Genomic DNA, 23934 nt, shown 5'->3' with positions numbered 1-23934 from the left:
CACTGGCGAGGCGTCCGGCTCGGGCACAGCGACTCGGCTCCGGTACCTCAGCGGACGAGCACCACCGGGACGGGCGCGCGCTTCGAGACCGTCTCGGCCACGTTGCCGACGAGGAAGCGGCGCGTCGCGCGACCGCGGTCGGCCCCGTGCGCGCCGATCACGACCGTGTCGTACCCCTCCGCGCGGTCGATGATGTTGCGAGCGGGGTGTCCCACGCCGACGACCGTCTCGATTTCGCGGTCGCGGTCGGCCGTCAGCTGTCGAGCGCGCTCGAAGACGGTCGCCGCGCGTTCCTCCGCGGCCGCCTCGAAGTCGTCGGCGAGCGCGAGCGACGCCGCCTCTCCCATCATCGCCGACGGCGTCCCGACGACGTGGACGACGGTGACGCTGGCGTCAGGAAAGCTGTCCAGCGCGTACGCGAGCGCCCGTTCGGCCTGTTCCGAGTCGTCCATCGGCACGAGGATTCGTTCGACCATGTCGTCCCCGTGATCACGGACCCACCTAACTGCTCGCGTCAGGCGACGCCCGGGACGAGGACGAAGAACGCGTAGGCCAGCAGGGTCGACACCGACGGGCCGATGATCCACATCGAGACGTATTTGAGCACCGCCCGGGGGTTGAACAGGTCCCCCGCGCTCAGCACCGCCTCCGGCTCGGCCTCGCCGATCGGCGCCGACTGCTCCTCCTCGTCCCCCGAGACGGTGATCGCCCCGGTGACGATCTCGTTGTCGCCCGTCTTCCGGGAGACCGCCTCCTGAACGGTCACCGGCCGCGTCGCGCGCCCCCAACCGATGCCGACGATCGTCATCACCGTGCCCATGACGAGGCTGATCGGGATGCCGAGGTACGAGAGGACCGTCGTGATCGTCGACGCGGTCGCCATCACGAAGAGGGCGGCGAGCAGGGGGATGTCGCTGAGCTCGCCCCCGACCGACTCCATCGTCCGGCGGGCGATCGTGAAGCCGCCGAGCCCGATGGCGACCGTGGCGATCCCGATCGCGGTGTCGTCGGGCAGCCCGCCGACCCCGCTGACCAGCGGCGCGGCGGCGTTCGGCACGTTACTCGCGCCGGCGCTGAACGCCATGTAACACCCGATCACGAGGACGACGACCGTGCTCACGAGCTCCGTCACCGTCGTGTTCGGTCCGAGCGCGGGGGTCGGCAGTCCGCCGTCGCGGTCGAGGCGCAGCAGCGGCCCGGGCGACTTCTTGATATCTACCCGCCGGTTCACCGCCGGGTAGACGTACCGCCCGATCACGAGCCCGATCCAGAACCCGATGATCGGCGTGACGATCCACCAGGAGACGATCCGCGAGACCGTGGCGTAGTTCAGCGTGTCGGTCGCCAGCCCGAGCCCGGCGATCGCCCCGACCGTCGTCATCGACGTCGGCACCGGGACGCCGAAGACGTTCGCGATGAGGATCCCGAAGCCGATGAAAAACAGGATCGCGACGCCCGCCGAGAGCGGCAGCTCGGTCGTGACGATCCCGCCGCTCAGGGTGTCCATCACGTTCCGACCGACCGTCCAGCCGCCGAGGAAGACGAACACCGTCATCAGGGCCGCGGCGGTCGTCTTCGTCACGATGCCGGCTCCGACCGGCGGCCCCCACGCGATTCCGGTTGAGGATCCGCCGATGTTGAACCCGACGAACAGCGAGGCCACGATCCCGATAGCGAGCAGCGTCTCGACCATCACCCGGGCCTACTCTCATCGGTCGCAAATAGGTGTCGCAACGGCCGGCAGCGTCCCGGCGGCAGCGTCCCGGGCGGCGACTGCCTCGTAGGAAGAGATTCGGGGCGTAGACGCCGGTTACCGGCGCTCGCCGCCGTCGGTCTGGGCCGGCTTGACCGACTCGGCGCACCAGACGTTGCTGCGACGCCCCGCGCGAGACAGTTCCATCCGGACGACCGAGCCGACGGGCAGGTCCGCGACGCGCTCCCGGGCGTCCTCGTCGGCGTAGTCGACGATGTGGAACGTCTCGTTGCGCGGATGGGCACGTACGGTGGTACATTCGTGATCGTTCTGTGCGGAAATGACGGTGTACGCGTTTGATTGCGACATCTTAACCCGTTATTGCTGGACATCCTACTTCAAACCTCCGTATATTCACTACGGTCGTCAGGCAAGACGTAATATCGATATAAGGTGTTGAAGTCCCGAAACGAACCGGCGGGTTCGGGCCCGTCGTCGCACCCCGCCCGCCCCGCGGATCACCATACATATCTCTCGCGACGGCGAAGGCGGGCCATGGACCGAGGCGACGGGCCGGCGAGCGAGACGACCGACGACGGCGTCGCGAGCGGCGACGCCGAGACGCGCACGGACGGTGCGAGGAACCCCGGCGCGGACGGCGAGAGGGACCACAGCGCGGACGGCGAGACGGACCCGGACGCGGACGGAGTCGCGCTGTTCGTCGACGGCCCCAACGTGTTGCGCGAGGAGTTCGACGTCGACCTAGACGACGTGCGGTTGGCGGCCGAGGCCGAGGGGCCGCTGGTGGCGACGCGCCTCTACCTCGACGAGCACGCGACGCCGGGGCTGATCCAGGCCGCGGAGGCCCGCGGCTTCGAGGTCGTGGTCACGAGCGGCGACGTCGACGTGAAGCTCGCGGTCGACGCCGCGCGGCTCGCGGCCGAAGGGGTGATGGACACGCTCGCGATCGCCTCCCGCGACACGGACTTCAAGCCGGTCGTGGAGACCGCGAACGGCTACGGGATCCGGACGCTCGCCATCGCGCCCGGCGAGTTCGGCCGATCGGACGCCCTCCGCAACGCCGCCAACGGCTCGGTGACGCTCGACGGCGACGAGGCGGTCGCGCCCGACGACGGAGAGGCGTCCCCCGAGTCCCCCTCGTCGTAGGCGGACGGACGCGCCGCCTCTCGACTCACCGTCGGTCGCCGGGTCGGACCCGCCCGATCAGCAGCGCGCCGACGCCGCCGACCAGCCCCGCGAGGCCGACGAGCACGACCCCCGTCGCGACCCCGCCGTACCGCGCCGCCGCCGCGTCGACCCCCACGCGGACCCAGCCGAGGTTCGGCACCGCGAACAGCGCCTTCCCGGCGATCCACTCCTCGGGGACGACTGGCGCGATCCCGGCGCTCTGATCGTACAGCCCGTTCGCGTCGCCGCGCGTGACGTAGCCGTCGTACGGGGCCGGACAGGTGGCGAGCTCCGCGCAGTCGGCCGCGAGGAGGTCGGGGTCGCCCCGATCCGTCCAGTCCTCGCCGGCGTCGACGGGGAACGCCAGCCGGTGGAACACCGGTCTCCCCCGGACGCCCGGCACCGCGTAGACGACCACGTCGCCGGGACCGCCCAGCCGCGTCGGCGCGTCCGCGTCGGCGGCGGTCGAGAGGTCCCCCCACGGGGCCCGGTCCGCCGCGGTGACGACGACCAGGTCGCCGCGCTCGACGCCGGGGGTCATGCTGCCGCTCTCGACCGCCACGAACGGCGGCCAGGTCCCCACGAGCGCGCCCAGCAGGACCGCGATCAGGACGACCGCGACCGCGGGGGCGATCGGACCGGAGCCTGCGGGGCGTCGACTGCTCACGGCCGATAGGGGGACCGGCGACCGCTTGAGACTGTCGGCCGAGCGGGACCGCGCGGACCGCCGATGTCACAAAGCCTTAGGCTCGTCCCGGAGTGGTGCGCGTATGACCGACCGACACCCTCCGCTCCACGGCGCCCACGAGGCGCGCGGTGCCAAGTTCACCGACTTCGGCGGCTGGCAGATGCCCGTCGAGTTCGACTCGATCCGGACCGAACACGCCGCGGTCCGCGAGTCCGTCGGCGTCTTCGACGTCTCGCACATGGGCGAGATCGAGGTGGCCGGCCCGGAGGCGACCGCCCTCACGGACCGGCTCACGACCAACGACGTGAGCGCGCTCGACCCCGGCGACTCGCAGTACGCCGCGATCACGGACGAGGAGGGCGTGATGCTCGACGACACGGTCGTCTACCGGCTCCCCGACGGGACCCCGGCCGGCGAGGGGGCCGCGTCGCTCGCCGACGTGGAGCGCGACCACGACGGCGACCTCGACGCGCCGGGCGGCGACCCGGCGTACCTCTTCGTGCCGAACGCGGGCCACGACGGGCAGATGGAGGACCGCTGGACCGCGCACCGCGACGAGTGGGGGCTCGACGCGACCGTCGCGAACGCCACGGCCGACTGGGCGATGCTCGCGGTCCAAGGGCCCGACGCGGCCGACGCCCTCGACGAGGCGACCCCCCGCGACCGCGTCGGCGACCTCTCGAAGTTCGAGGCGACGACGGCGGCCGTGGCGGGCGTCGAGAGCTGGGTCGCGCGCACGGGCTACACCGGCGAGGACGGCTTCGAGGTGATGTGTCCGGCCGACGCCGTCGAGTCGGTCTGGGCGGCGTTCGTCGACGACCGCGAGGCGCAGCCGTGCGGCCTCGGCGCGCGCGACACGCTCCGGACCGAGATGGGGTACCTGCTCTCCGGCCAGGACTTCGACCCCGAGAGCGATCCCCGGACGCCGTACGAGGCGCGGATCGGCTTCGTCGTGAAACTCGACACGGAGTTCGTCGGGCGCGACGCGCTGGAGGCGCAGAAGGAGGCGGGCGTCGACGAGAAGTTCGTCGGCGTTAGACTCTCCGAGCGCGGGGTCCCGCGCGGCGGCTACGCGGTCACCGACGGCGACCTCACGCGCGTCGGTAAGCTGACCTCGGGGACGATGAGCCCGACGCTCGACGAGCCGATCGGGCTCGGCTACCTCCACGAGTCGTACGCCGACGCCGGGACGGAGGTGAGCGTCGTCGTGCGCGGCGACGAGAAGCGCGCCGAGGTCGTGATCCCGCCGTTCCTCGACCGCTGAGGGGGGTCACCAAGGACCGAACAAGGCTCATACGACCCGCCGGAGAAGCGCCGCGTATGGCGCCGACCGACCCCGCGAGCGACGCGACCGCGGCCCCGAAGTCCGACCTCGCCGTCGCGCGAGCGAGCGAGCCGCGACCGATAGCGGACGTCGCGGCCGCGGTCTCGACTCCGACGACGTCGAGCGCCGCGGCGAGGGCATCGCGAAGCTCACGCACGCGGCGGTCCGCGACGCCGTCGGCGGCGTCGACGAGCCCGACGGGACGACGGTCCTCGTGACCGGCATGTCGCCGACGCCGAAGGGCGAGGGGAAGACGGTCACGTCCGTCGGGCTCGGCCAGGGCTCGCCGCGCTCGGCGAGCGGACCGCGGTCGCTGTCCGCGAGCCGTCGCTCAGCGCCCCTATTCGTCCACGCGCTCCTTCCGTTTCTCCGCCACTTCGACGTCCGCGATCCGCGTGTCCGGGTACCCCCCGTCGGCGTCCTTCTCGGCCGCCTTCACCATGTCCCAGACGGTGTTGAGGCCGGTCGTGACGCCCTCTAGCGCCTCCATCTCGCAGCCCGTCTTCCCGGTGGTCTCGACGGTCACGGTCAGCGCGATCCGGTCGTCGCCGACCGCGAACTCGGTGTCGACGTTCGTGATCGGGATCTGGTGGCACATCGGGATCGTCTCCCAGGTGTGTTTCACGGCCTGAACGGCCCCGATACGGGCGGTCGCGAGCACGTCGCCCTTCTCGACCGCGTCGGCCTCGACCGCCGCGATCGTCTCCGGCGTCAGTCGGATCTCGCCGCGCGCGACCGCTCGCCGGCTGCTGTCGGGCTTCGCGCCCACGTCGACCATCTGGACGTCGCCCGACTCGTCGGTGTGGGTCAGCTCGTCCGGGCTCCCGGCGGCGGACGCCGCGGGTTCCTCGTCACTCATCACGCATCGCCTCCGGCAGCCGGTCGGGTAAGTCCGTCGCCACCAGCCCCGCGCCGTTCGCCTCCGCGGCCGCGTCGCCGGCCCGCCCGACGACGTACGCGCCGACCGCGGCCGCGCGGAACGGGTCGGTCACGGCCGCCAGCGCGCCGACCGTCCCCGCCAACACGTCTCCGGTCCCGCCGACCGTCATCCCGGGGTTGCCCGTGCGGTTGAGCCGCACGCCGCCGCCGTCGGCGACCACGTCGACCGCGCCCTTCACGAGTAGGGTGTGGCCCAGGTCCGCGGCGAACTCGCGGACCAGTTCCGCGCGCTCGTCCGGGTCCGACGCCGTCTCGCCGCCCATGCCGACGAGTTCGCCCTGATGCGGCGTACAGACCAGCTCGGCGTCGGTGTCGACGTCGGGGACGATTCGGAGCGCGTCCGCGTCGACGACCGCGCGCCCCTCGAACGCCGTCAGGAACTCGCGGACGAACGCCTCGGCCCCGTCGCCGCCCCCGAGCCCAGGTCCGAGGACGACGACGTCGTTCTCCGCCGCGAGCGACGCGACCCGCTCGACGTGGGCGGGACCGACGCGGTCGCCGGGCAGCGGGCGGACGATGAGGTTCGGCGAGAACCCCTGGACCGCGCCCGCGACCGACTCGGGGCACGCCACGCGCACCAGGTCCGCGCCCGCCCGGAGCGCGGCCAGCGCGGACAGCGTCGGCGCGCCGGTGTACGGCCCCCCGCCGACCACCAGCACCTCGCCGTTGTCCCCCTTGTGGGAGCCCGGGTCGCGCCCGAGTCCGAGGAGGTCCCCCGGGCCAGTGTACCGCTCCGCGGCGGCCGGGATCCCGATGTCCGCGACCGTGACCGCGGCGTCGAGCGACCCCAGTCCCGGCTTCTCGTCGTGGAACGTGACGACGCGGTCGGCCTCGACGGCGGTCGACCCCGACCCGCCCGGCGGCTCGCCGGTGTCGGCGTCGATCCCGGAGGGCACGTCGACGGCGATCGCGGTCGCGTCGGTCGCGTTGATCGCCTCGGCCGCCGTCCGCTCCGGCTCGCGGAGCCCCCCGGCGATCCCGGAGCCGAGCATCGCGTCGACGACGACGTCGGGGGCGTCGCCGTCGGGGCCCGCGAGAGCGAAGTCGCGCGAGTCCGTCACCGTCTCGGTCGGGACGTCGGCGTGCGCGAGCGCGGCCCAGTTCTCCCGCGCGATGTCGGTGCGGATCGTCTCGGGGCGGCCGAGCAGGTGGACCGCGACGTCGTACTCGTCGAGGAACCGCGCCGCGACGAGGGCGTCGCCGCCGTTGTTCCCCCGGCCGCAGACGAGCGCGACCGCCGCGCCGGGCTGCGCGACCGCCCGGACCTCGCGGGCGACCGCGTTCCCGGACGACTCCATAAGCTGTTTGCGGGGCACGCCGAGCGCGGCCGCGTTCGCGTCGACGGCCGCCATCCGGTCGGTCGTGATCATGGTCGGCCGTTCGGACGCCCGGGGATTAAGCGGGCGGGGTCGGCCCCGTCGGCGCGACCGTTCCCGGGCGTCGAACGCGCTCCGAGCCCCGCAACGGGTCGCGCTTCGGGAAATGAAAATGTTGAAGCGGTCCGGTGGAGAACCTCGCAGGTAACTGTGGTATCGGCACTCTCCGTCGTCGCGACCGCCTCGGTAGCGCCCCGCGCGCCCGACGGACCCGGTCCGTTCCCTCCCCTCGACGTCCGCCGCGACGGTCGCGGCCGACCGCTCGACAGACAGACGCCACCATGAACATCGGATTTTTCACCGACAGCTACTTCCCCGGGATCGACGGCGTCACGTACACCATTCAGGCGTGGCGCGACCGCCTCGAGTCCCGCGGCCACGAGGTGTACGTCGTGTATCCGGAGAGCGGCCACGAGCCCGACGACCACGAGATCCCGGTCCCTTCGCTGCCGAACCCCTTCTACCGGCAGTACCGCTTCCCGACGTACCGCCGCCTCTCGACGCTGCCCGACCTCGACGTCGTCCACTGCCACGGTCCGGCGTCGACGGGGCTGATGGGCCTCCGCTACGCGAAGCGGTACGGCGCGACGTCGGTGTACACCCACCACACCCCCGTCGAGGACTACTTCGTCCAGGGGCTCAAGTCGGAGCGGCTCGCCGCCCTCGCCGGGCGGGCGTACGTCGCCTACGAGAACCGGTTCCTGAACGCGTTCGACTGCGTCACGGCCTCGACCTCCCGGATCCGCCGCGACGTGGATCCGGTCAAGCTCCCGGTCGGGATCGAGATGGGCCGGTTCCGGCCGGGCGAGAGCGACCGGGTTGCCGCGCTCGCGACCGACGGCGGCCCGACGGCGGCCGACGCGCCGGTGGTCGGGTACAGCGGCCGGATGGCTCACAAGAAGAACGTCGACGAGATCCTCCGGCTCGCGGAGCGGCTCCCGGAGGTGCGGTTCGAGCTCGTCGGGGAGGGGCCGGTCCGGGCCGAGCTGGAGGCCGACGCGCCGCCGAACGTCCGGTTCCACGACTTCCTCCCGCGCGGGGACCTCCCCGGGTTCTACGCCGCGCTCGACGTCTTCGTCACCGCGTCGACCTGCGACACGCTCGGGCTCTCGACGCTGGAGGCGAACGCCTGCGGCACCCCGGTCGCCGCCGCGGACGTGGCCCCGTTCGACGAGACGATCGAGTCCGAGAACGGCGCGCGGTTCGCGCTGGGCGACCTCGAAGATATGGAACGCGCCGTCCGGGACTGCCTCGACGGCGACAGGGACACGCGCGCCGCCGTCGAGCAGTTCTCCGTGGAGCGGACGATAGACGAGCTCGAGTCGATCTACGGGGTGACCGGCTAGATGGGCGCGGACAACGTCGACGCGTTCCAGCGGCTCGTGTTCTCGGTGCCGCGGCTCCGGGTTCAGGCGGCCGCGCTCGTCCTCCTGAGCGGGGTGTACGGCGTCGCCACGGTCGCGGCGATCACGCTCTTCACCCCGTTCGTGCCGGACCCCTCCCGCATCGTTCCCGTCGCAGTCCTCATCTTCTTCGTCCCGTTCGCGGTCGCCGCCGAGCTGTTCCCCCGCGTCCTCGACGGCTACCCGCGGCCGTGGAGCTACTTCCTCGCGCTCACCTCGCAGCTCGTCCTGTTCGTCTACGCGCTCGTGCTCTCCGGCGCGGACAACGTCGGGAACGCCTGGAGCATCATCTGGCTGAGCTTCATCACCCTGTACCTGATCAACATCCTGGTGCTCGTCGTCTCGACGGGGATCGACCGCTCCGACCGGATCCTCCTCGCGTCGCTCGCCGAGCCGGCCCTGCTCATCGCCGCCTTCTACGCGCTGGGCGGAAGCGAGCTCGGCTTCTCGACGTACCGGCACGTGTTCGCGTTCGCCTCGCTGCTCATCGCGGCCGGCTTCCTCGTCTTGGTGCTCCTCGTCGTCGACTACCTGATCCGGAGCAACACCGACGTCTCCGCGTTCGAGCTCACCTCCGGGCTGCTCCGGAACGACCGCGAGTCGCTCGAATTGGGCGTCGAGGCCCGCCCGGCCGTCGAGACGTTCGCGGTCGACAACGGGGACCGGCTCACCGTCGCGGCCCCGTGGGTCCACCCCGGCCCGCTCGGCGGGTTCGGGGGCGGCCAGCTGAGCGGGAGCCTGATCGACGCGCTGAACGAGGGCAGCGGGGTCGACGCGGCCGACCGCGCCGCGGTCGCGGCCGACGGCGGGACCGGTACCGCGGAGGGCGACGCCGGGTTCTTCTTCCACGTCCCGTGTACGCACAAGGAGGACCTCTCGAACCCGGCGGACTCCGAGCGGATCCTGGACGCGGTCGCCGACCCGGACCGGACCGACCGCGCGTCGCGGCTCGTCACCGAGTCGTACGGCGAGCGCGAGGGGTACGCGGACGTCAGGTTCCACGGCCGGCGGATCGGCGACCGGCAGGTGATCGTCCTCCACGGGGAGGGGATCGACGACTACGACACCGGCGTGTTCATGCGCGACGTCGACCACGACGAGGTGCTGCTGATCGACCAACACAGACACGACATCCAGCGGGGGCCCGACGTGGAGATCCAGTACGGCTCCGCCGAGGCGGACCGCCTGAAGCGCGCCTTCGACGACTTCCGCGACCGGCTCGCGGCCGCCGACCTCGCCGACGACTACGCCGCCGGGTTCTCGGTGACGCGGGACAGTCAGGACGCGCTGGCGATGGTCGAGCGCGTCGACGGGCAGGAGGTCCTCTGGATCGGGGTCGACACGAACGGGCTCACCCCCGACGTGCGGGCGACCGCGGACGCGTACCGCGACGAGTTCGACGCCGTGATCCCCTTCTCGACGGACACGCACGCGTCGATCCACGAGCTGGCGAACATGCGGCAGTCGGACACCGACGCCATCGAGCGCGCGGTCGACCGCGCCGTCGACGACCTCTCGCCCGCGACCGTGGGGTTCGAGAGCCGACGCGCGGCCCCCGTGAAGCTCCTGAAGAACGACTACAACGGGCTCGTGTTCAGCGTGAACATCCTCATCCGGCTGACGGTCATCTCGCTGGTGACGCTGTACGTGCTGCTCGTGTTGTGGCTGTTCTTCTGAGACGGGGGTACCCGGGCGAAGTCGCACCCGCCGTTTTTGTGCGCTCTCTCCGAGACCCCGATATGGTCTCCCGGGCCCTCCTCCTCAGCACCGATCGGACTCCGAAACGCGCCCTCGGCGTCGTCGCGGCCGCGTTCGTCGCCGCCTCGATCCTCGTCGCCCTCCCGTGGGAGCCGATAGGAGCCGCCGGACGCTATCCCCTCTGGGCGGCCCTCATCGCCGTCGCGGTCGGCGCAGCCGGGTGGGCCGGGCGACACCGCGGCGGCCTCCTCGCAGGCTGGGGAGCCGTCTTCCTCGCGACCGTCTGGGTTTTTGTCGTCCCGCCACTCGCTGCGCTCGCCCGCGGCGATACGCTCGGCGACGGCGGCTACGCGGTCCCGCGTCCGTCTATTGTCGCTCTGAGTCCCCGAGCCGAACTGCTGACCGGGGTCCGGATCGCCCCGGTCGTCGCTCTCGTGATCGCTCTCACGCTCGGGAGCGCGGCATTCCTCGCCGGCGCGGCGATGCGCAGACGGACGGATCGGCCATGACGACCCGCGTCACTCGAACGCCTTCACGCCGAGCGCGGAGGCCGACGCCCCGCCGATCAGCATCGGGAGCCAGTAGACCGCACCGCGGAAGACTAAGACCGCGGCGGTGATCGCGGAGGCGGCCACGCCGGTCGTGGGGACGAGCAGGCCGACGAGCGCGGCCTCGATGCCGCCGAGTCCGCCGGGGAGCGGCGTCGCGCCCGCGACGTACGACAGCGGGACGACGAAGACGGGGACAAGCGGCGAGATGGGGTGGCCGACCGCGGCGAACGCGACCGTGAGCGCGGCCGCCTGAAACAGCCAGCCGACGAGCGATAAGCCGACGATGCCGAGGAGCCGGGCGCGGTCCGTGCCGACGCGCTCGATGTCGGCGAAGAAGTTACCCAGCCGGTCGGCGAGCCCCGCCTCGATGGTCTCGGCGTCGAAGCGCTCGAACCGCCCGAGGAACGGTCCGACGGCGCCGGGGACGCGGTCGACGACGGCGGTGCGGTAGCGCCAGATGAAGGCGATCGCCGTGACGATCGCGGCGATCAGGCCGACCGCGCTCGCGACGGCGAACCCGACGCGGTCGCCGACCGCGGTGGTGGCCGCGTACGACCCGACGCCGAGGAACACGAGCGAGACGGAGGGGACGACGTTGAGCACGTCGACGCTCGCGATGCCGACGAGCCCCGTCTCGTAGCGCGCCTCGCCCACCTTCGAGATGAGCGCGGCGGCGACCGGCTCGCCGCCGGCCTGGCCGAACGGCGTGACGTTGTTCGCGAACGCGGCCCCGCTGTACACGAGGAACGCGGTCGGAACGGACATCTCGACGTCGAGCGCGCCCAAGACCGCGCGCAGCATGAGGCTCCACGCGGCGAGCCAGCAGAGGCCCAGCCCGGCCGCCGCGGCGACGAGGGGCGGGTCGGCGGCCGCGAGCGCGCCGACCACGGGGTCGACGCCCACGACGACGAACAGGACCGCGAGGAGCAGGACGGCGCCGCCCGCCCCGAGGATCAGCGCGCGCCGTTGTGGGCCTTCCATGGACGAGGTGACACCGTAGCGAACTTGAAACGTCTGCTTCGCGTCCGTCGCGCGGCGGCCGCCGCGACCGAGGGCCGGAATGAGAATACATACGTACCGGCGGGCCGACGACTCACCCAATGGAAGATCAGCGGTTCCTCGAGTCGGAGTGGGACTACTGTCTGGTGCTCGACGCGTGCCGGTACGACGTGTTCGCGGACGTGTACGACGAGTACCTCGACGGGACGCTCGAGAAGCGCGAGAGCGTCGGCTCGTCGACGCCGGAGTGGGCCTACCGCACGTTCACCGGCGAGCACGACATCGCGTACTTCTCCGGGAACCCGTTCATCAACGACCTCGGGATCCCGCTGAACGAGCTCAAGTGGGGCGCGAGCTGCGACTACGAGTGGACCGCCTCCGAGCACATCAGCGACATCCACGACGTCTGGAAGACGCAGTGGGACGACGACCTCGGCACCGTCCCGCCGGAGGGGCTCACCCGCGCGTACCGGAACAACCGCGACGCGGTCGAGCGCGCCGACCGCACCGTCCTCCACTACATGCAGCCGCACGCCCCCTACCTCTCGCGGGGGAAGGGCCAGAAGCTCAAACAGATCCAGAAGGGGATCAGAGAGCAGGGGGAAGAGGAGGGGAGCGACGCCGCAGACGACGACGGCGGGCTCCTCTCCTCGCTCAGCGACACCGTCCGGCCGAAGATCGAGAGCCGACTGGACGACAGCGAGTTCGCCCAGAAGGCGGGGCTGTGGCTCGAGCTCGACCCGAAGGACCTCGTGAAAGACGGCACCCGCGTGACGGCGCTGTCGATGTACGAGGAGAACCTCCGGATCGCCTTGGAGAGCGTCTCGGAGCTCGTCGAGGAACTCGACGGCGACGTCGTCGTCACCGCCGACCACGGCGAGGCCTTCGGCGAGGAGGGCGTCTGGGAGCACCACATCGAGACGTACATCCCCGCGCTGATGGAGGTCCCGTGGCTGGAAGTCGAGTGACCAAGCCCGTCCGGGTCCGTTCCCGCTGACGACGATGAAGGTCAGCCACTACTTCGAGTTCGAGGAGCACGTCACCGGCGGCATCGCCGCCTCCGTCGACCACCAGCGCAAGATGTTCGATCTGGCGGGGATCGAGTACACGACCGAGCCGACGCTCGACGCCGACGCGCTCCATCTCAACCTCATGGGGCCGCGCTCGGTCTGGTACGCGCGCCGAGCCCGGAAAGCGGGCGTGCCCGTCGTCGCGCACACGCACGTCACCGCTGAGGACTTCGGCGACAGCTTTCGGTTCACGAACGCGCTCGCGCGGCCGCTCGAGCCGTACCTCCGGCGGGCGTACGGGCTCGCCGACCGGCTGGTCTGCCCCTCCGAGTACAACCGCGACCTGATCGAGGGGTACGCGGACGTCCCGACGACGGTCGTCTCGAACGGCGTCGACCGCGGGAAGCTCGACGGCTTCGAGTCGCTGGAGGAGGAGTACCGCGAGCGCTACGACCTCGACCCGCCGACGGTGTTCATGGTCGGCCACGTGATCAAGCGGAAGGGGTTAGAGACGTTCGTCGAGACGGCCCACCGCATGCCGGACGTCGACTTCGCGTGGTTCGGCCACGTCGACCGGTCGCTGAAGGGCCGCGAGACGAAGCGACTCATCGACGAGGCGCCGTCGAACTGTACGTTCACGGGGTTCGTCGACGACATTAGGGGCGCGTACGCCGCGGGCGACGTGTTCTGTTTCCCGACCCACGAGGAGAACGAGGGGATCGCGCTGCTGGAGGCGATGGCGGCCGGGAAACCGCTCGTCGTGCGCGACATCGAGACGTTCTCGTGGCTGGCCGACGGCGAGGAGTGCCTGAAGGTGGGCGACGAGCGCGACGGAGACGGGGCCGCGGGCGCCGTGGCGGCCGACGCGCCCGGCGACAACGTCTCCGGGTTCGTCGAGGCGATAGACGAGCTGCGCGACGCGGACCGGCGGGCGGCGCTGGGTGCGACCGCCGCCGAGCGCAGCGAGGCGTTCGCCCTCGACGCGATCGCCGACCGGTACCGGTCGCTGTACGCGGAACTGGCGTAGGACCCCCGCTGCGACCGTCTCGCGGCGGGCGCGCGGAAAATTGCGAAAACCGCAGTTGGTATGTCCGGTGACCGAGTTCGTAGGGCCAAATGGTCCGAGTGAGCGTTATCGGCTGCGGCAACATGGGTGGGGCCCTGCTCAGGGGGTTGGCCCGCGCGGAGGGGTACCACCTCACGGCGATCGACCTCGACCCCGAGGCGCTCGCCGCGATCGAAGACGTCGTCGACGAGACGACCGAGGACGTGGCGGCGGCGCGCGACGCCGACATCGCGGTCCTCGCGGTGAAGCCGGACGTGGCCCCGGCGGTGCTCGACGAGCTCGCCCTCCGAGCCGACCAGCAGCTCGTGACGCTGGCCGCCGGTCTCCCCCGCGAGTTCGTCGCCGAGCGCACGGACGCGTCGGTCGTCCGCATCATGCCGAACCTCGCGGCCGAGACGGGCGACATGGCCGCCGCGGCGACGAACGCGGGCCTCACCGACGAGGTCCGGGCGATGCTCGACGACGTCGGCGAGTTCGTCGAGGTCGACGAGTCGCTGATGCACGTCTCGACGGCGGTCAACGGGAGCGGCCCCGCCTTCGCGTTCTACCTGATCGACGCGATGAAGCGGGGCGGGGTCGAGAGCGGACTCGACCCCGAGCAGGCGGAGACGCTGGCCGCGCAGACGTTCAAGGGCGCGGCGGAGACGGTGCTGCGCGACGACCGGAGCGTCGACGAGCTGATCGACGCGGTCTGCTCGCCGAACGGCACCACCATCGAGGGGATGGACGTGCTGTGGGACAGCGACGCCGACGCGGCGGTCGAGGCGGCCGTCGCGGCCGCGGAGCGTCGGTCGCGCGAGCTCGCCGAGGCGTTCGACGATGGCTGAGGACGCCGGCGTCGAGCGGGTGGGCGCGACCGACGGCGAGCGCGTCGAGGCCGCTCGGCGGGAGGCGGCGACGGCGGACCGGGTGATCGTCAAGGCCGGGACGAACTCGCTCACCGACGACGACTCCCGGCTCGACCGCGTGAAGCTCGACAAGCTCGTCGCTGACGTGATGGACCTCCGCGAGCGCGGGACCGAGGTCGTGCTGGTGTCGTCCGGCGCGGTCGGCGCGGGGACCGGGCGGCTCGACGTGGGGCCCGAGTCCCGAGACGGCGTCGACTCGATCGCGGAGAGTCAGGCGCTCTCGACGGTCGGACAGGGGCTACTGATGCGCCACTACACGCAGAGCTTCGAGCGGTTCGACCAGGACGTCGCGCAGATCCTGGTCACCGGGACGGACCTCGACGCGCCCGACCGGTTCGACAACTTCACGAACACCGTCGAGACGCTCCTCTCGTGGGGCGTCGTCCCGGTCGTCAACGAGAACGACGCGGTGGCGACCGACGAGCTGCGGATCGGCGACAACGACATGCTGTCGGCGTCGATCGCGATCGGCCTGGACGCCGACCTCCTCGTGACGCTCACCGACGTCGACGGCGTCTACACTGGCAACCCGAAGCGCGACGCGGGCGCGGAGCTGATCGAGGCGGTCGACGACGGCTACGACCGCCTGCGGGAGATCGTCGGCGACGGCACCGAGACCGCCTTCGGCGGGATCCGGACGAAGGTGGAGGGGGCCCACGACGTGAGCCGCCACGGGATCCCCGCGATCATCGCGGGGTCGGCCGAGCGCGACGTGTTAGAGCGGATCGCAGCGGGTAAGCCGACGGGCACGCTATTCGTGCCGAAGACTGGTGACGACGATGAGTGACACCGACACGGAACCGGAGACCGACGTTGAAGCCGACACCGACGACCTGGCCCGGCGGGCTGAACGCGCCGCGCTTCGGCTCGCGAACGCCGACGAGGCCACCCGGAACGGGGCGCTCCGGGCCATCGCCGACGAGATCCGCGAGCGCGAGGCGGAGATCTTGGCGGCGAACGCGGTCGACGTCGAGGAGGCGGAGGCGATGCTCGCGGACGGCGAGTACACGCAGGCCCTCGTCGATCGCCTGAAGCTCGACGAGACGAAGGTCGAGGAGATCGCGTCGATGGTCGAGTCGGTCGCCGAACAAGACGACCCGCTGGGGGAGACGCTCGCGGCCCGTGAGCTCGACGACGGGCTGGAGCTGTACCGCGTCGCCGTCCCGATCGGCGTCGTCGCGACCGTGTTCGAGTCGCGGCCGGACGCCCTCGTCCAGATCGCGGCGCTCGCGCTGAAGTCGGGCAACGCGGTCGTCCTCAAGGGCGGCAGCGAGGCCAGCGGGTCGAACCGCGTCCTCCACGAGGCGATCGTCGACGCGACCGCCGACCTCCCCGACGGCTGGGCCGCGCACATCGAGGCGCACGAGGAGGTCGACCGCCTCCTCGAGCTCGACGACCGCGTCGACCTGGTGATGCCGCGCGGCTCCAGCGAGTTCGTCTCGTACATCCAGGAGAACACCCAGATACCCGTGTTGGGCCACACGGAGGGGGTCTGCCACGTCTACGTCGACGAGGCGGCCGACTTGGAGATGGCCGAAGACGTCGCCTTCGACGCGAAGGTCCAGTACCCGGCGGTGTGTAACGCCGTCGAGACGCTGCTCGTCCACGAGTCCGTCGCCGACGCGTTCCTCCCCGACCTCGTCGAGCGGTACGAGGAAGCCGGCGTCGAGGTGCGCGGCGACGAGCGGACCCGCGAGGTCGTCGACGTCGCCCCCGCGACCGACGACGACTGGGACACCGAGTACGGCGACCTCGAACTGTCGATCAGGGTCGTCGGCGACGTCTACGACGCGGTCGGACACGTCAACGACCACGGGTCGAAACACACCGAGTCGATCCTCACCGAGGACGCGAAGACGGCCGAGACGTTCATGACCGGCGTCGACGCCGCGAGCGTCTTCCACAACGCGTCGACGCGGTTCGCGGACGGCTACCGCTACGGCCTCGGCGCGGAGGTCGGCATCTCGACCGGGAAGATCCACGCCCGCGGCCCGGTCGGGCTGGCGGGACTCACCACCTACAAGTACTACCTGGAGGGCGACGGCCACCTCGTCGCGAGCTACAGCGGCGAGGACGCCCTCCCCTTCACGCACCGGGAACTCGACGGCGCGGAGTGGACGCCGGGCTCGCTGTCGACGCGATAGCGACGGCGCCGATACCCCGCCGGTCCGATCGCCGCCGGTCGGCTCGGCCCGTCACTGCGCGGGCCGTGAGGGGCGGGCGGCCGACCCGCACCGGTCGCTCACTCGCCCGAAGCGCCGGGGACGATCGTCACCGGCACCGATGCCCCCTCGGCGACGGAGAACGCGGTGTTCCCCTCTCGGAGCGACGCCAACTGGCCCTTCGACCGGTGGCCGATCACGATGTGCTCGACGGCGACGTCGTCCGACATATCGACGAGCTGTTTCCCGACCGCCGTTCCGGACCGAAGTCCGCTCCGGTCGAGGTGTTCGAGCGTGACCGTCGTCTTCACGTCGACGCCTTCGAGGAACGACTCGATCTCGTCGCGGAAGCCACGCTCCGCGCCCGAGGCGGTCGCGTTGGCGGTGACGTGGGCGACCGTCAGCGACTGTCCTGTCGCCCCGGCCAGCCGCGCCGCGGTCTCGATCACCGCCTCGTACCGGTCGTCGTCGCTGATGGCAGCGAGAATAGCCATACGCGTCTCACGTGTCAGATAATATTAACGGTTGCTCCGGTCGAGGTCGGCCACCCGTTCGCCCCGCTCGTCGCCCGCTGGCGCGACCGTGACGGGCCGGGATCCTCCCGATCAGGCGTCGAACTCCGGTAGCCGCCCGCCGTCGACGGCGACGTTCTCGCCGCTGACGTACGCGGCCGCGTCGCTCAGGAAGAACCGGAGCGGCGCGGCGACGTCCTCGAAGTCCGCCGGGCGGCCGCGGGGGAAGTCCTCGACGCCGGCCTCGGTGTTCGAGACGGCGAACGGCGAGACGGCGTTGACCGTGATCCCGTCGTCGCTGGTGTCCGCCGCCAGCATCCGCGTGAACATGAGCACGCCCGTCTTCGCGACGAAGTAGGGGAAGTTCACTGGGTGAGCGTGCATCCGGTCGCTGTCGGCGAACCCGAGGTTCACGATCCGGCCCCACCCCCGGTCGCGCATGGCGGGCAGGGCGCGACGCGAGCAGAGCACCGTGCCGTAGAACGTCGTCTCGACCACGTTCCGCCACGACTCCCACCCGATGTCGCTCCAGTGGCGAGCGTCGAAGTCGCCGACGTTGTTGACGAGGACGTCGACGGACCCGAGCTCCGCCTCGACCGTGTCGAACAGTTCGTCGACGGCGTCCGGGTCGGTGATATCGCCCTGAGCGGTGACGGCGGTCCCGCCTCGCTCCCGGACCTCCTCGGCGGTGGCGGTCGCCGCCGCTTCGCTCTCGTTGTAGTGCACCACGACGTCGGCGCCGCAGTCGGCGATCGAAAGCAGTAGCTCGCGGCCGACGCGCTTCGCGCTGCCGGTCACGAGGGCCGTCCGTCCGCTCAGATCGGGGCGTAGCTCCATGTGGGATCCATGTACCGGATCGCCCCTAAGCGTTCCTCACGGATCACGGCGCCGGCGGTCGAGGGGTTGGCATCGGCTCGAAAAGGCAGTGGCGCAACGGGCACCGGCGAGTCGACCGCCGGGCTACTCGTCGTCGCCGCCGTCCGTGAGGATCTCGACGTCCGTCGCCTCGTCGGGTTCGGACAGCGACGGGTCTTCGGCGGCCTCCTCGGTCGTCTCCTCTTCGTCTCGCGTCCACTCTCGCGGAGTGTGTCCGTGACACATGGTACAGTATATCATACCAATTGCGAACGAATAAATCCTCGGTCGCGATCGGCCCGCATCGACCGCGAAAGGCCCTCTGAGCCGGTCGGCGGCTCGTTACGCGACCGGTGCCGACGCGGGTCCGGCGGAGTGATTGCTGGGGGGAGGCCGGCGGTGGGAGGTGGACGAGCGGCGACACACGCGTCGCCCGAACGTTCCCGGAGGAGACCGCGTCACTGGGAGCCGCCGTACGCGTCGGTCCTGCTCACCCCTGAAGCAGGTTCAGGACCTCGTCGGCGACGTCCGGCTCGACGGCGACGATGTAACGCTTCCCCGGCGTGAGCGTCGTGTCGGAACGGGCGACCCGCTCGGCGTCCGCGGCGGAGACGACGAGCGCACCGGCCGGGAACCGGATCTGCGTGAGCGATTTCCCGGCGGCCGGCGCCCCCTCCGCGACGCGGACGAGCATGATGTCGAGGTCCCCGGTCACGTCCGCCAGCGTCTGGACGTCGTCGCCGATGACCTCGTTCGCCGCCACGCGGGCGCCGGCCCGCTCCGGGAACAGCACCGCGTCGACGAACCGCGTGTACTCCTTCCCGGCGGCCCGGTCGATGCGGGCCACCGTGCGGACCTCCGGCGCCAGCTCCCTGGCGGCCAGGCAGACGGCGAGGTTCAGCCCGGTCTCCCCAGTGAGCGCCGCGACGACGTCAGCCCGCTCGATGCCGGCCTGCTCGATGATGTCGGGGTTCGTCGCGTCGCCGCGGACCACCGTGGCGACGTACGCGTCGGCGATCTCGGAGACGACGCGTTCGTCGCGCTCGACGATCGTCACCTCGTGGCCGCGCTCCGCGAGGATCTCAGCCGTTTGGAAGCCGACACGCCCGCCGCCAGCGATCACGATGTCGAGTGAGCTCGTCATGGGTTCAGTCCTCCGCCCCCGGCGCGGGGGCCGCCTCCGCCGCCGGTGAGTCCGCGTCCGGTTCCGCCCGCAGTCGGTTGAGCGCGAGATACGCGACGCCGCCCAGCAGGATCCACGCCGCGCTGAGCCCCAGCGCCAGCGGGTCCGTCCGCAGCAGGTAGTCCACGAGCACCCCGGTCAACACCAGGTTGAGCGCGATGCCGATCAGCGGCGGCGCCGGGTAGAACGGCATCTCGTAGGGACGGTGCATGTTGGGTCGCTCGCGGCGCAGCCTGATCGCCGCGACGTTGACGATGACGAACGAGAGCAGGAAGAAGAGGCTCGACATGTTCCCCGCGCTCTGGGTCGGCAGCGCAACGGAGCCCAGCATGACCACGGCGCTCGCGAGGATCGCGACGAACGGCGTCCCGTACCGATGGTGGATCTGCCCGAACGAAGGGAGCAGCTGTCCCTCGCGCCCCATCGAGAACGCGACCCGCGAGGAGGCGATCACGACCGCGTTGAGCGCCGTCAGCGTCGAGAACACCGCGCCGAAGACGACCAGCGCGCCCCCGTTCCGGATGATCGGCAGTCCGGTCGGCATGAACGAGGTCGCCGCCGTGGCGATCCCGGCCTCACCCGCGTCCGCGAGCCCCTGGGCCCCGAGCGTGCCGACGGCGACGGAGACCACGGCCAGGTAGACGACCACGGTCACGGCGAGGCTCACGAAGATCGCCTTCGGGATGTTCTCTCGGGGGTTCTCCACCTCCTCAGTGACCGTCGTGATGAGGTCGTACCCCTCGAAGGCGATGAACGTGAGCCCCATCGCCGGCAGGACCGCTCCCGCCCCGCTGCCGGCCGGGAACAGCGGCTGGAACTCCGCGCTCGAGAACATCGGCGAGGCCAGCCCGAAGATGACGAACACCACCAGGATGCTCACCTTGATGATGGTGAACACCGTCTCGGCCTTCCCGCTGGCGGCCGTGGAGACGGCGTTGAGCGCCACCAGCCCGAAGACGGCGACGAACGCCAGCAGGAAGCCCGGGCTGAGCTCCGCGCCGACGACCGGGAGGGCGACGGCCCCGATCTCGTCCGGCGGGGCGACGGCCCCGTAGACGTGGAGCAGTTCGAGGAAGTTCGGGGCGAATCCCAGCGCGTAGAGGGCCCCAGCGATCATGTACGCGAACCAGAGCATCCAGCCCATGATGAACGACGAGAGGTCGTCGAATATCTCACGGACGAACGCGTACCCGCCGCCGCTCTTCGGGATCGAGCTGGCGAGCTCCGCGTACGACAACCCGGTGAACGCCGTGACGACCCCGTTCAATGCGAAGACGAGGATCGCCGCCGGGCCGGCGATCTCCGCGGCGAGTCCGGTCAGGACGAAGATGCCGGCACCGATCATCGCCCCCATGCCGATCATCGTCGCGTCGAGCAGTCCGAGTTCGGCCTCGGGGGAGCGGGTCTTGCTTCCACTCATCTGTCGGGAACGTCGCATCCCGTGTCGTTCATCGTACGCCCAATGTTCCGTATTCTTGCCACTTTATCTCTCGGGTGAGTTGGGCTGTCTCAGAATCGCAGGGCGACCGCATACGTCCGCCTAGCGGGATGCGCACGGGCGGCCGTTTCAGACGCACGGAATTTCAACCTGGATTAAAGGAGTCGGGGCCCGAGACACGACACGATGACCCAGACAAAGCGATTCATCATCGCCGGCGGCGGGCGCGTCGGACTCCAGGCCGCGGAGAACCTCACCGAACAGGGTCACGAGGTGTTGCTGATCGAGGTCGACGCCGACCGCGTCGAGGAGCTGTCCGACGCGTACCTCGGGCCGGTGATCCACGGCGACGCCACCGAGCAGTCGATCCTCAGGCAGGCCAACTTGGAGAACGCCGACGCGATCGCTGCGCTGACCGACGAGACGGGGACGAACACGGAGATCTGTCTGACCGCCCACCACCTCGCGCCGACCATCCGGACTCTGGCCAGGTCTGAGGACCGGACGGGCGGCGATTACGGCGAGGTCGTGGACGCCACGCTGCTGCCGCAGTCGCTCGGCGGCGACCACGCGGCCGACATGCTCACCGGCGAGGAGATCCGCACCCTCGTGTTCCCCACCGCCGACCTCGACATCATCGAGGTGACGGTCGCCGAGTCGGCCCCCGTCGCGGGACGCCGGCTCGACGAGATCGCGCTGCCCGCCGGGAGCCTCCTCATCTCCACGGCTGACCGCGAGTCGCTCGCCGGTCCCGACACGCTGCTCGAATCGTCGGAGCAGTACATCCTCGCCGTCGAGTCGGACGTCGTCGACGAAGTCGTCAAGCTCTTTCGCGGGTGACCGCTGCGCGGCGGTAGCGACGTCGTCGCGCCGGTTCTGGGTCCGGTTCTGAGCAAGCGTTCCTCACGACCTCGGAGGACGTGTTTGATGCGTGCTTTATTTTCACGGCTATCGGGTGGTTATCCACTGAGGGTATGCGTGATCAATCGCCGTCGTGGTCGACTAGTTGACCGTGTGGACCGCGTTTCGTGACCCCCTGTATCGACCACGGCCGAACAAAATGCATCACCCCGGAAGAGTTTCAACAGAGCCGAATCGACCTAAGCCATCAGCAGCGAAGCGCAACCTTACGATCCACTCTGATATCGTAACTCCGTTACAACCTTGTAATTCGATAGCATCGAACAATCCTCGACCGATTGTGTCGAATTCGACTTGCTCAAGCGCAGGTCAATTATCTACCGTGGCTACATATCTTCAGTACCTGCTGCGGACAAAATCTCAGGATACCGGTTCCGTATCGTCATCTCGCTCACGTCTGCGCTACGAGCGATATCGGCCTGCCGGAGAGACTCATCGCATCGTTTAGCAGCCGCATACAGTGCACCTGCGGCGATGCCTACCGGGTGTTTCCCACTGTGAACGCCGTTTTCCACCGCCGCTCCGGCGAGACGTCGTGCCTCTCGCTCCGTTGCGTCCGTACACTCTACGTCCGACGCGATCCGTCCAATGAACGACCGGGGGTCTGTCGGAGCGATTTCCAATTCGAGTTCACGTGAGAGCTGTCGATACGCCCGCTCAACGCGAATTTGTTCGACGCGGCTCACCGTTGAGACCTCATCGAGAGAACGCGGGGTCCCATCTATGCGACTTGCCGCGTACAGCGCAGCAGTAGCGACACTTTCAACCGCTCGACCTGGCAGGAGTCCGTCCCGAAGTGCGCGCCGGTAGACGGCGCCTGCTGTCTCTCGGGCGCTGTCAGGCACACCGAGCGCGGAAGCCATGCGATTGATCTCACCGAGCGCATGCATGAGATTCCTATCCGTCGATGAACGCCGCTGAAACCGCTCATTCCACCGTCGAAGGCGACGCATTTGTTGTCGACGTTCTCCCGACAGCGAGTTTCCCTTTGCGTCGGTGTCTTGCCACCCTATCTCCGTTGACAATCCCTTGTCGTGTAAGAGATTCGTGCTCGATGGCCCGAGGCGAGAGCCCTGATCGCTGGTTCCGCTCGGCGTGTATCGTTCGGGACTCGTATCAAGCGTCGCGTCCGGGACAACGAGTCCACAGTCGTCACAGACCGCGTCCGCGCTATCGCCGGGTCGACGAAGTCGTCCTTGACACTCCGGACATGTCGTTTGAGTGTGCTGTCCGTCTCCACCCTTCTGTGAAACTGCATCGGTAACGGATCGTCTCTCGTTAGCTTCGCTCGATGATGGCCTCTCAGTCCCATCCTTTTGAGAGTCTGTGTTCGGCCGCTCTTCGCTAGTGCGTTCGTTCACCAAGTGACATCACCTCTCGTGCCCGAGACAGAGCAGACACGACCGACTGACTGTCCATCGTATGCTGTTCATCACGTGCTTTGAGCTGGCGTTGAATCGCTGAGCCTGATCCCGTGCGCGGTAACTCTCGTAGCGACGGCAGCCGGGACTGACCACACCGTATCAGTGGGTACCGCCACTCCGTCAATGGCGAGACAGACGAGTTCTCCCCGCCCGCGACGCGCCGAAACGACAAACTCGAAGCGACGAGAGTGGGCATCGACCGCTGTCACGTGGATCGTCGAGAGACTACTGGCACTCTCCCACGTTGTCGTGTCGACGACGGTGAGTTCGCCTGCCGGCGTAACGACTGACGAGCCGCAGGCCGGACAGGAGCCCTCGTGCGGTGTCGTTCCAAGATACCCGTAGTCACTGTCACATGCGAAGCAGTGTTCCATCGTTCGCTACGAGCGACGGGATAACACGGTCTCTGCGATGTTTGCCTTATTAGAACACGCCGGACAGGCAACTACGTCACCACCGTCTAACCCGAACACAGTCACAAACTGTTGTGAGACGTGTGCTCCGCAGTTTTCGCACTCCGGCATTAGATCACCCCAGCGAGCCCTCCATCTCGAGTTCGACGAGCCGGTTCAGCTCGACGGCGTACTCGATCGGCA

24 protein-coding genes and 1 pseudogene are annotated in these 23934 nt (G+C 70.0%); 12 read left to right on the top strand and 13 right to left on the bottom strand.

Going from position 1 to position 23934, the window contains the following annotated elements:
- Positions 1-47: 47 nt before the first annotated feature.
- From Q0116_RS11545 to Q0116_RS11535, 3 genes are all read right to left on the bottom strand, one after another.
- The gene (locus tag Q0116_RS11545; protein WP_297888340.1) at positions 48-476 is read right to left on the bottom strand and encodes a universal stress protein; all 429 of its coding nucleotides are present in this window, start codon (positions 474-476) and stop codon (positions 48-50) included.
- Between the two features lie 38 nt (positions 477-514).
- Positions 515-1693: an inorganic phosphate transporter gene (locus Q0116_RS11540; RefSeq protein WP_297888338.1), complete on the bottom strand. Its 1179-nt coding sequence runs from the start codon at positions 1691-1693 to the stop codon at positions 515-517.
- A gap of 117 nt (positions 1694-1810) precedes the next feature.
- A complete protein-coding gene (locus Q0116_RS11535) occupies positions 1811-2062 on the bottom strand; it encodes a hypothetical protein (RefSeq protein ID WP_297888336.1) in 252 nt (83 codons plus the stop codon).
- Between the two features lie 186 nt (positions 2063-2248).
- Between Q0116_RS11535 and Q0116_RS11530 the strand changes: the two genes are divergently transcribed.
- Positions 2249-2860, top strand: coding sequence for an NYN domain-containing protein (locus tag Q0116_RS11530; RefSeq protein ID WP_297888333.1), 612 nt, complete (start codon positions 2249-2251; stop codon positions 2858-2860).
- A 25-nt stretch (positions 2861-2885) separates the two neighbouring features.
- Here Q0116_RS11530 and Q0116_RS11525 read toward each other — a convergent pair whose 3' ends face one another.
- On the bottom strand, positions 2886-3548 hold the full coding sequence (locus Q0116_RS11525; RefSeq protein WP_297888331.1) for a S26 family signal peptidase: 663 nt from the start codon (positions 3546-3548) through the stop codon (positions 2886-2888).
- 103 nt (positions 3549-3651) lie between these two features.
- Here Q0116_RS11525 and Q0116_RS11520 point away from each other — a divergent pair, with 103 nt between their 5' ends.
- Together Q0116_RS11520 and Q0116_RS14330 are read left to right on the top strand one after the other, a co-directional pair.
- The gene (locus Q0116_RS11520) at positions 3652-4833 is read left to right on the top strand and encodes a glycine cleavage system aminomethyltransferase GcvT (protein WP_297888328.1); all 1182 of its coding nucleotides are present in this window, start codon (positions 3652-3654) and stop codon (positions 4831-4833) included.
- Between the two features lie 56 nt (positions 4834-4889).
- A pseudogene (locus tag Q0116_RS14330) lies at positions 4890-5226 on the top strand (formate--tetrahydrofolate ligase); the annotation flags it as partial.
- Positions 5227-5233: 7 nt separating this feature from the next.
- Here Q0116_RS14330 and moaC read toward each other — a convergent pair.
- Both moaC and Q0116_RS11505 read right to left on the bottom strand, forming a co-directional pair.
- A complete protein-coding gene (moaC, locus tag Q0116_RS11510) occupies positions 5234-5752 on the bottom strand; it encodes a cyclic pyranopterin monophosphate synthase MoaC (RefSeq protein WP_297888325.1) in 519 nt (172 codons plus the stop codon).
- The gene (locus tag Q0116_RS11505) at positions 5745-7202 is read right to left on the bottom strand and encodes an NAD(P)H-hydrate dehydratase (RefSeq protein ID WP_297888323.1); all 1458 of its coding nucleotides are present in this window, start codon (positions 7200-7202) and stop codon (positions 5745-5747) included. Before Q0116_RS11505 ends, moaC begins: the two co-directional genes overlap by 8 nt.
- A gap of 287 nt (positions 7203-7489) precedes the next feature.
- On the opposite strand from Q0116_RS11505, the gene Q0116_RS11500 reads away from it, so the two are divergent.
- From Q0116_RS11500 to Q0116_RS11490, 3 genes are all read left to right on the top strand, one after another.
- Positions 7490-8554, top strand: coding sequence for a glycosyltransferase (locus Q0116_RS11500; RefSeq protein ID WP_297888321.1), 1065 nt, complete (start codon positions 7490-7492; stop codon positions 8552-8554).
- On the top strand, positions 8555-10288 hold the full coding sequence (locus tag Q0116_RS11495; RefSeq protein WP_297888319.1) for a DUF2070 family protein: 1734 nt from the start codon (positions 8555-8557) through the stop codon (positions 10286-10288).
- 62 nt (positions 10289-10350) lie between these two features.
- Entirely contained in the window at positions 10351-10818 is a 468-nt protein-coding gene (locus Q0116_RS11490; RefSeq protein ID WP_297888317.1) for a hypothetical protein, read from the top strand.
- A 9-nt stretch (positions 10819-10827) separates the two neighbouring features.
- Here Q0116_RS11490 and Q0116_RS11485 read toward each other — a convergent pair whose 3' ends face one another.
- Positions 10828-11841 (bottom strand): lysylphosphatidylglycerol synthase transmembrane domain-containing protein, encoded by a 1014-nt coding sequence (locus Q0116_RS11485; protein WP_297888315.1) that lies wholly within the window; start codon positions 11839-11841, stop codon positions 10828-10830.
- 119 nt (positions 11842-11960) lie between these two features.
- On the opposite strand from Q0116_RS11485, the gene Q0116_RS11480 reads away from it, so the two are divergent.
- The 5 genes from Q0116_RS11480 to Q0116_RS11460 all read left to right on the top strand — a co-directional run bounded on the left by Q0116_RS11480 (position 11961) and on the right by Q0116_RS11460 (position 16987).
- Positions 11961-12827: a hypothetical protein gene (locus Q0116_RS11480; protein WP_297888312.1), complete on the top strand. Its 867-nt coding sequence runs from the start codon at positions 11961-11963 to the stop codon at positions 12825-12827.
- 34 nt (positions 12828-12861) lie between these two features.
- Complete coding sequence (locus tag Q0116_RS11475; protein ID WP_297888309.1) at positions 12862-13896, top strand: glycosyltransferase family 4 protein; 1035 nt, start codon at positions 12862-12864, stop codon at positions 13894-13896.
- 89 nt (positions 13897-13985) lie between these two features.
- Positions 13986-14762, top strand: coding sequence for a pyrroline-5-carboxylate reductase (gene proC, locus Q0116_RS11470; RefSeq protein ID WP_297888306.1), 777 nt, complete (start codon positions 13986-13988; stop codon positions 14760-14762).
- Complete coding sequence (gene proB / locus Q0116_RS11465) at positions 14755-15630, top strand: glutamate 5-kinase (RefSeq protein WP_297888303.1); 876 nt, start codon at positions 14755-14757, stop codon at positions 15628-15630. Before proC ends, proB begins: the two co-directional genes overlap by 8 nt.
- Entirely contained in the window at positions 15614-16987 is a 1374-nt protein-coding gene (locus Q0116_RS11460; protein ID WP_297888301.1) for a glutamate-5-semialdehyde dehydrogenase, read from the top strand. Before proB ends, Q0116_RS11460 begins: the two co-directional genes overlap by 17 nt.
- A 98-nt stretch (positions 16988-17085) precedes the next feature.
- On the opposite strand, the gene Q0116_RS11455 is transcribed toward Q0116_RS11460, so the two are convergent.
- From Q0116_RS11455 to Q0116_RS11435, 5 genes are all read right to left on the bottom strand, one after another.
- Positions 17086-17499 carry a universal stress protein gene (locus Q0116_RS11455; protein ID WP_297888299.1) on the bottom strand — a complete coding sequence of 138 codons (414 nt, stop codon included), beginning with the start codon at positions 17497-17499 and terminating at the stop codon, positions 17086-17088.
- A 111-nt stretch (positions 17500-17610) separates the two neighbouring features.
- Positions 17611-18354, bottom strand: a complete 744-nt coding sequence (locus Q0116_RS11450; protein WP_297888296.1) for an SDR family NAD(P)-dependent oxidoreductase — start codon at positions 18352-18354, stop codon at positions 17611-17613.
- A 123-nt stretch (positions 18355-18477) separates the two neighbouring features.
- Positions 18478-18618: a hypothetical protein gene (locus Q0116_RS11445; RefSeq protein WP_297888293.1), complete on the bottom strand. Its 141-nt coding sequence runs from the start codon at positions 18616-18618 to the stop codon at positions 18478-18480.
- Between the two features lie 244 nt (positions 18619-18862).
- On the bottom strand, positions 18863-19516 hold the full coding sequence (locus Q0116_RS11440) for a TrkA family potassium uptake protein (RefSeq protein ID WP_297888291.1): 654 nt from the start codon (positions 19514-19516) through the stop codon (positions 18863-18865).
- Positions 19517-19520: 4 nt separating this feature from the next.
- Complete coding sequence (locus Q0116_RS11435; RefSeq protein WP_297888289.1) at positions 19521-20975, bottom strand: APC family permease; 1455 nt, start codon at positions 20973-20975, stop codon at positions 19521-19523.
- A 204-nt stretch (positions 20976-21179) separates the two neighbouring features.
- Here Q0116_RS11435 and Q0116_RS11430 point away from each other — a divergent pair, with 204 nt between their 5' ends.
- Positions 21180-21833 carry a TrkA family potassium uptake protein gene (locus Q0116_RS11430; protein ID WP_297888287.1) on the top strand — a complete coding sequence of 218 codons (654 nt, stop codon included), beginning with the start codon at positions 21180-21182 and terminating at the stop codon, positions 21831-21833.
- Positions 21834-22240: 407 nt separating this feature from the next.
- On the opposite strand, the gene Q0116_RS14345 is transcribed toward Q0116_RS11430, so the two are convergent.
- The gene (locus Q0116_RS14345) at positions 22241-23275 is read right to left on the bottom strand and encodes a TFIIB-type zinc ribbon-containing protein (RefSeq protein ID WP_343230110.1); all 1035 of its coding nucleotides are present in this window, start codon (positions 23273-23275) and stop codon (positions 22241-22243) included.
- Positions 23276-23934: the final 659 nt, after the last annotated feature.

It is taken from the genome of uncultured Halorubrum sp. (assembly GCF_937146585.1).
GTDB lineage: Archaea > Halobacteriota > Halobacteria > Halobacteriales > Haloferacaceae > Halorubrum > Halorubrum miltondacostae.
This window is presented reverse-complemented; position numbering and strand designations above follow the sequence as displayed.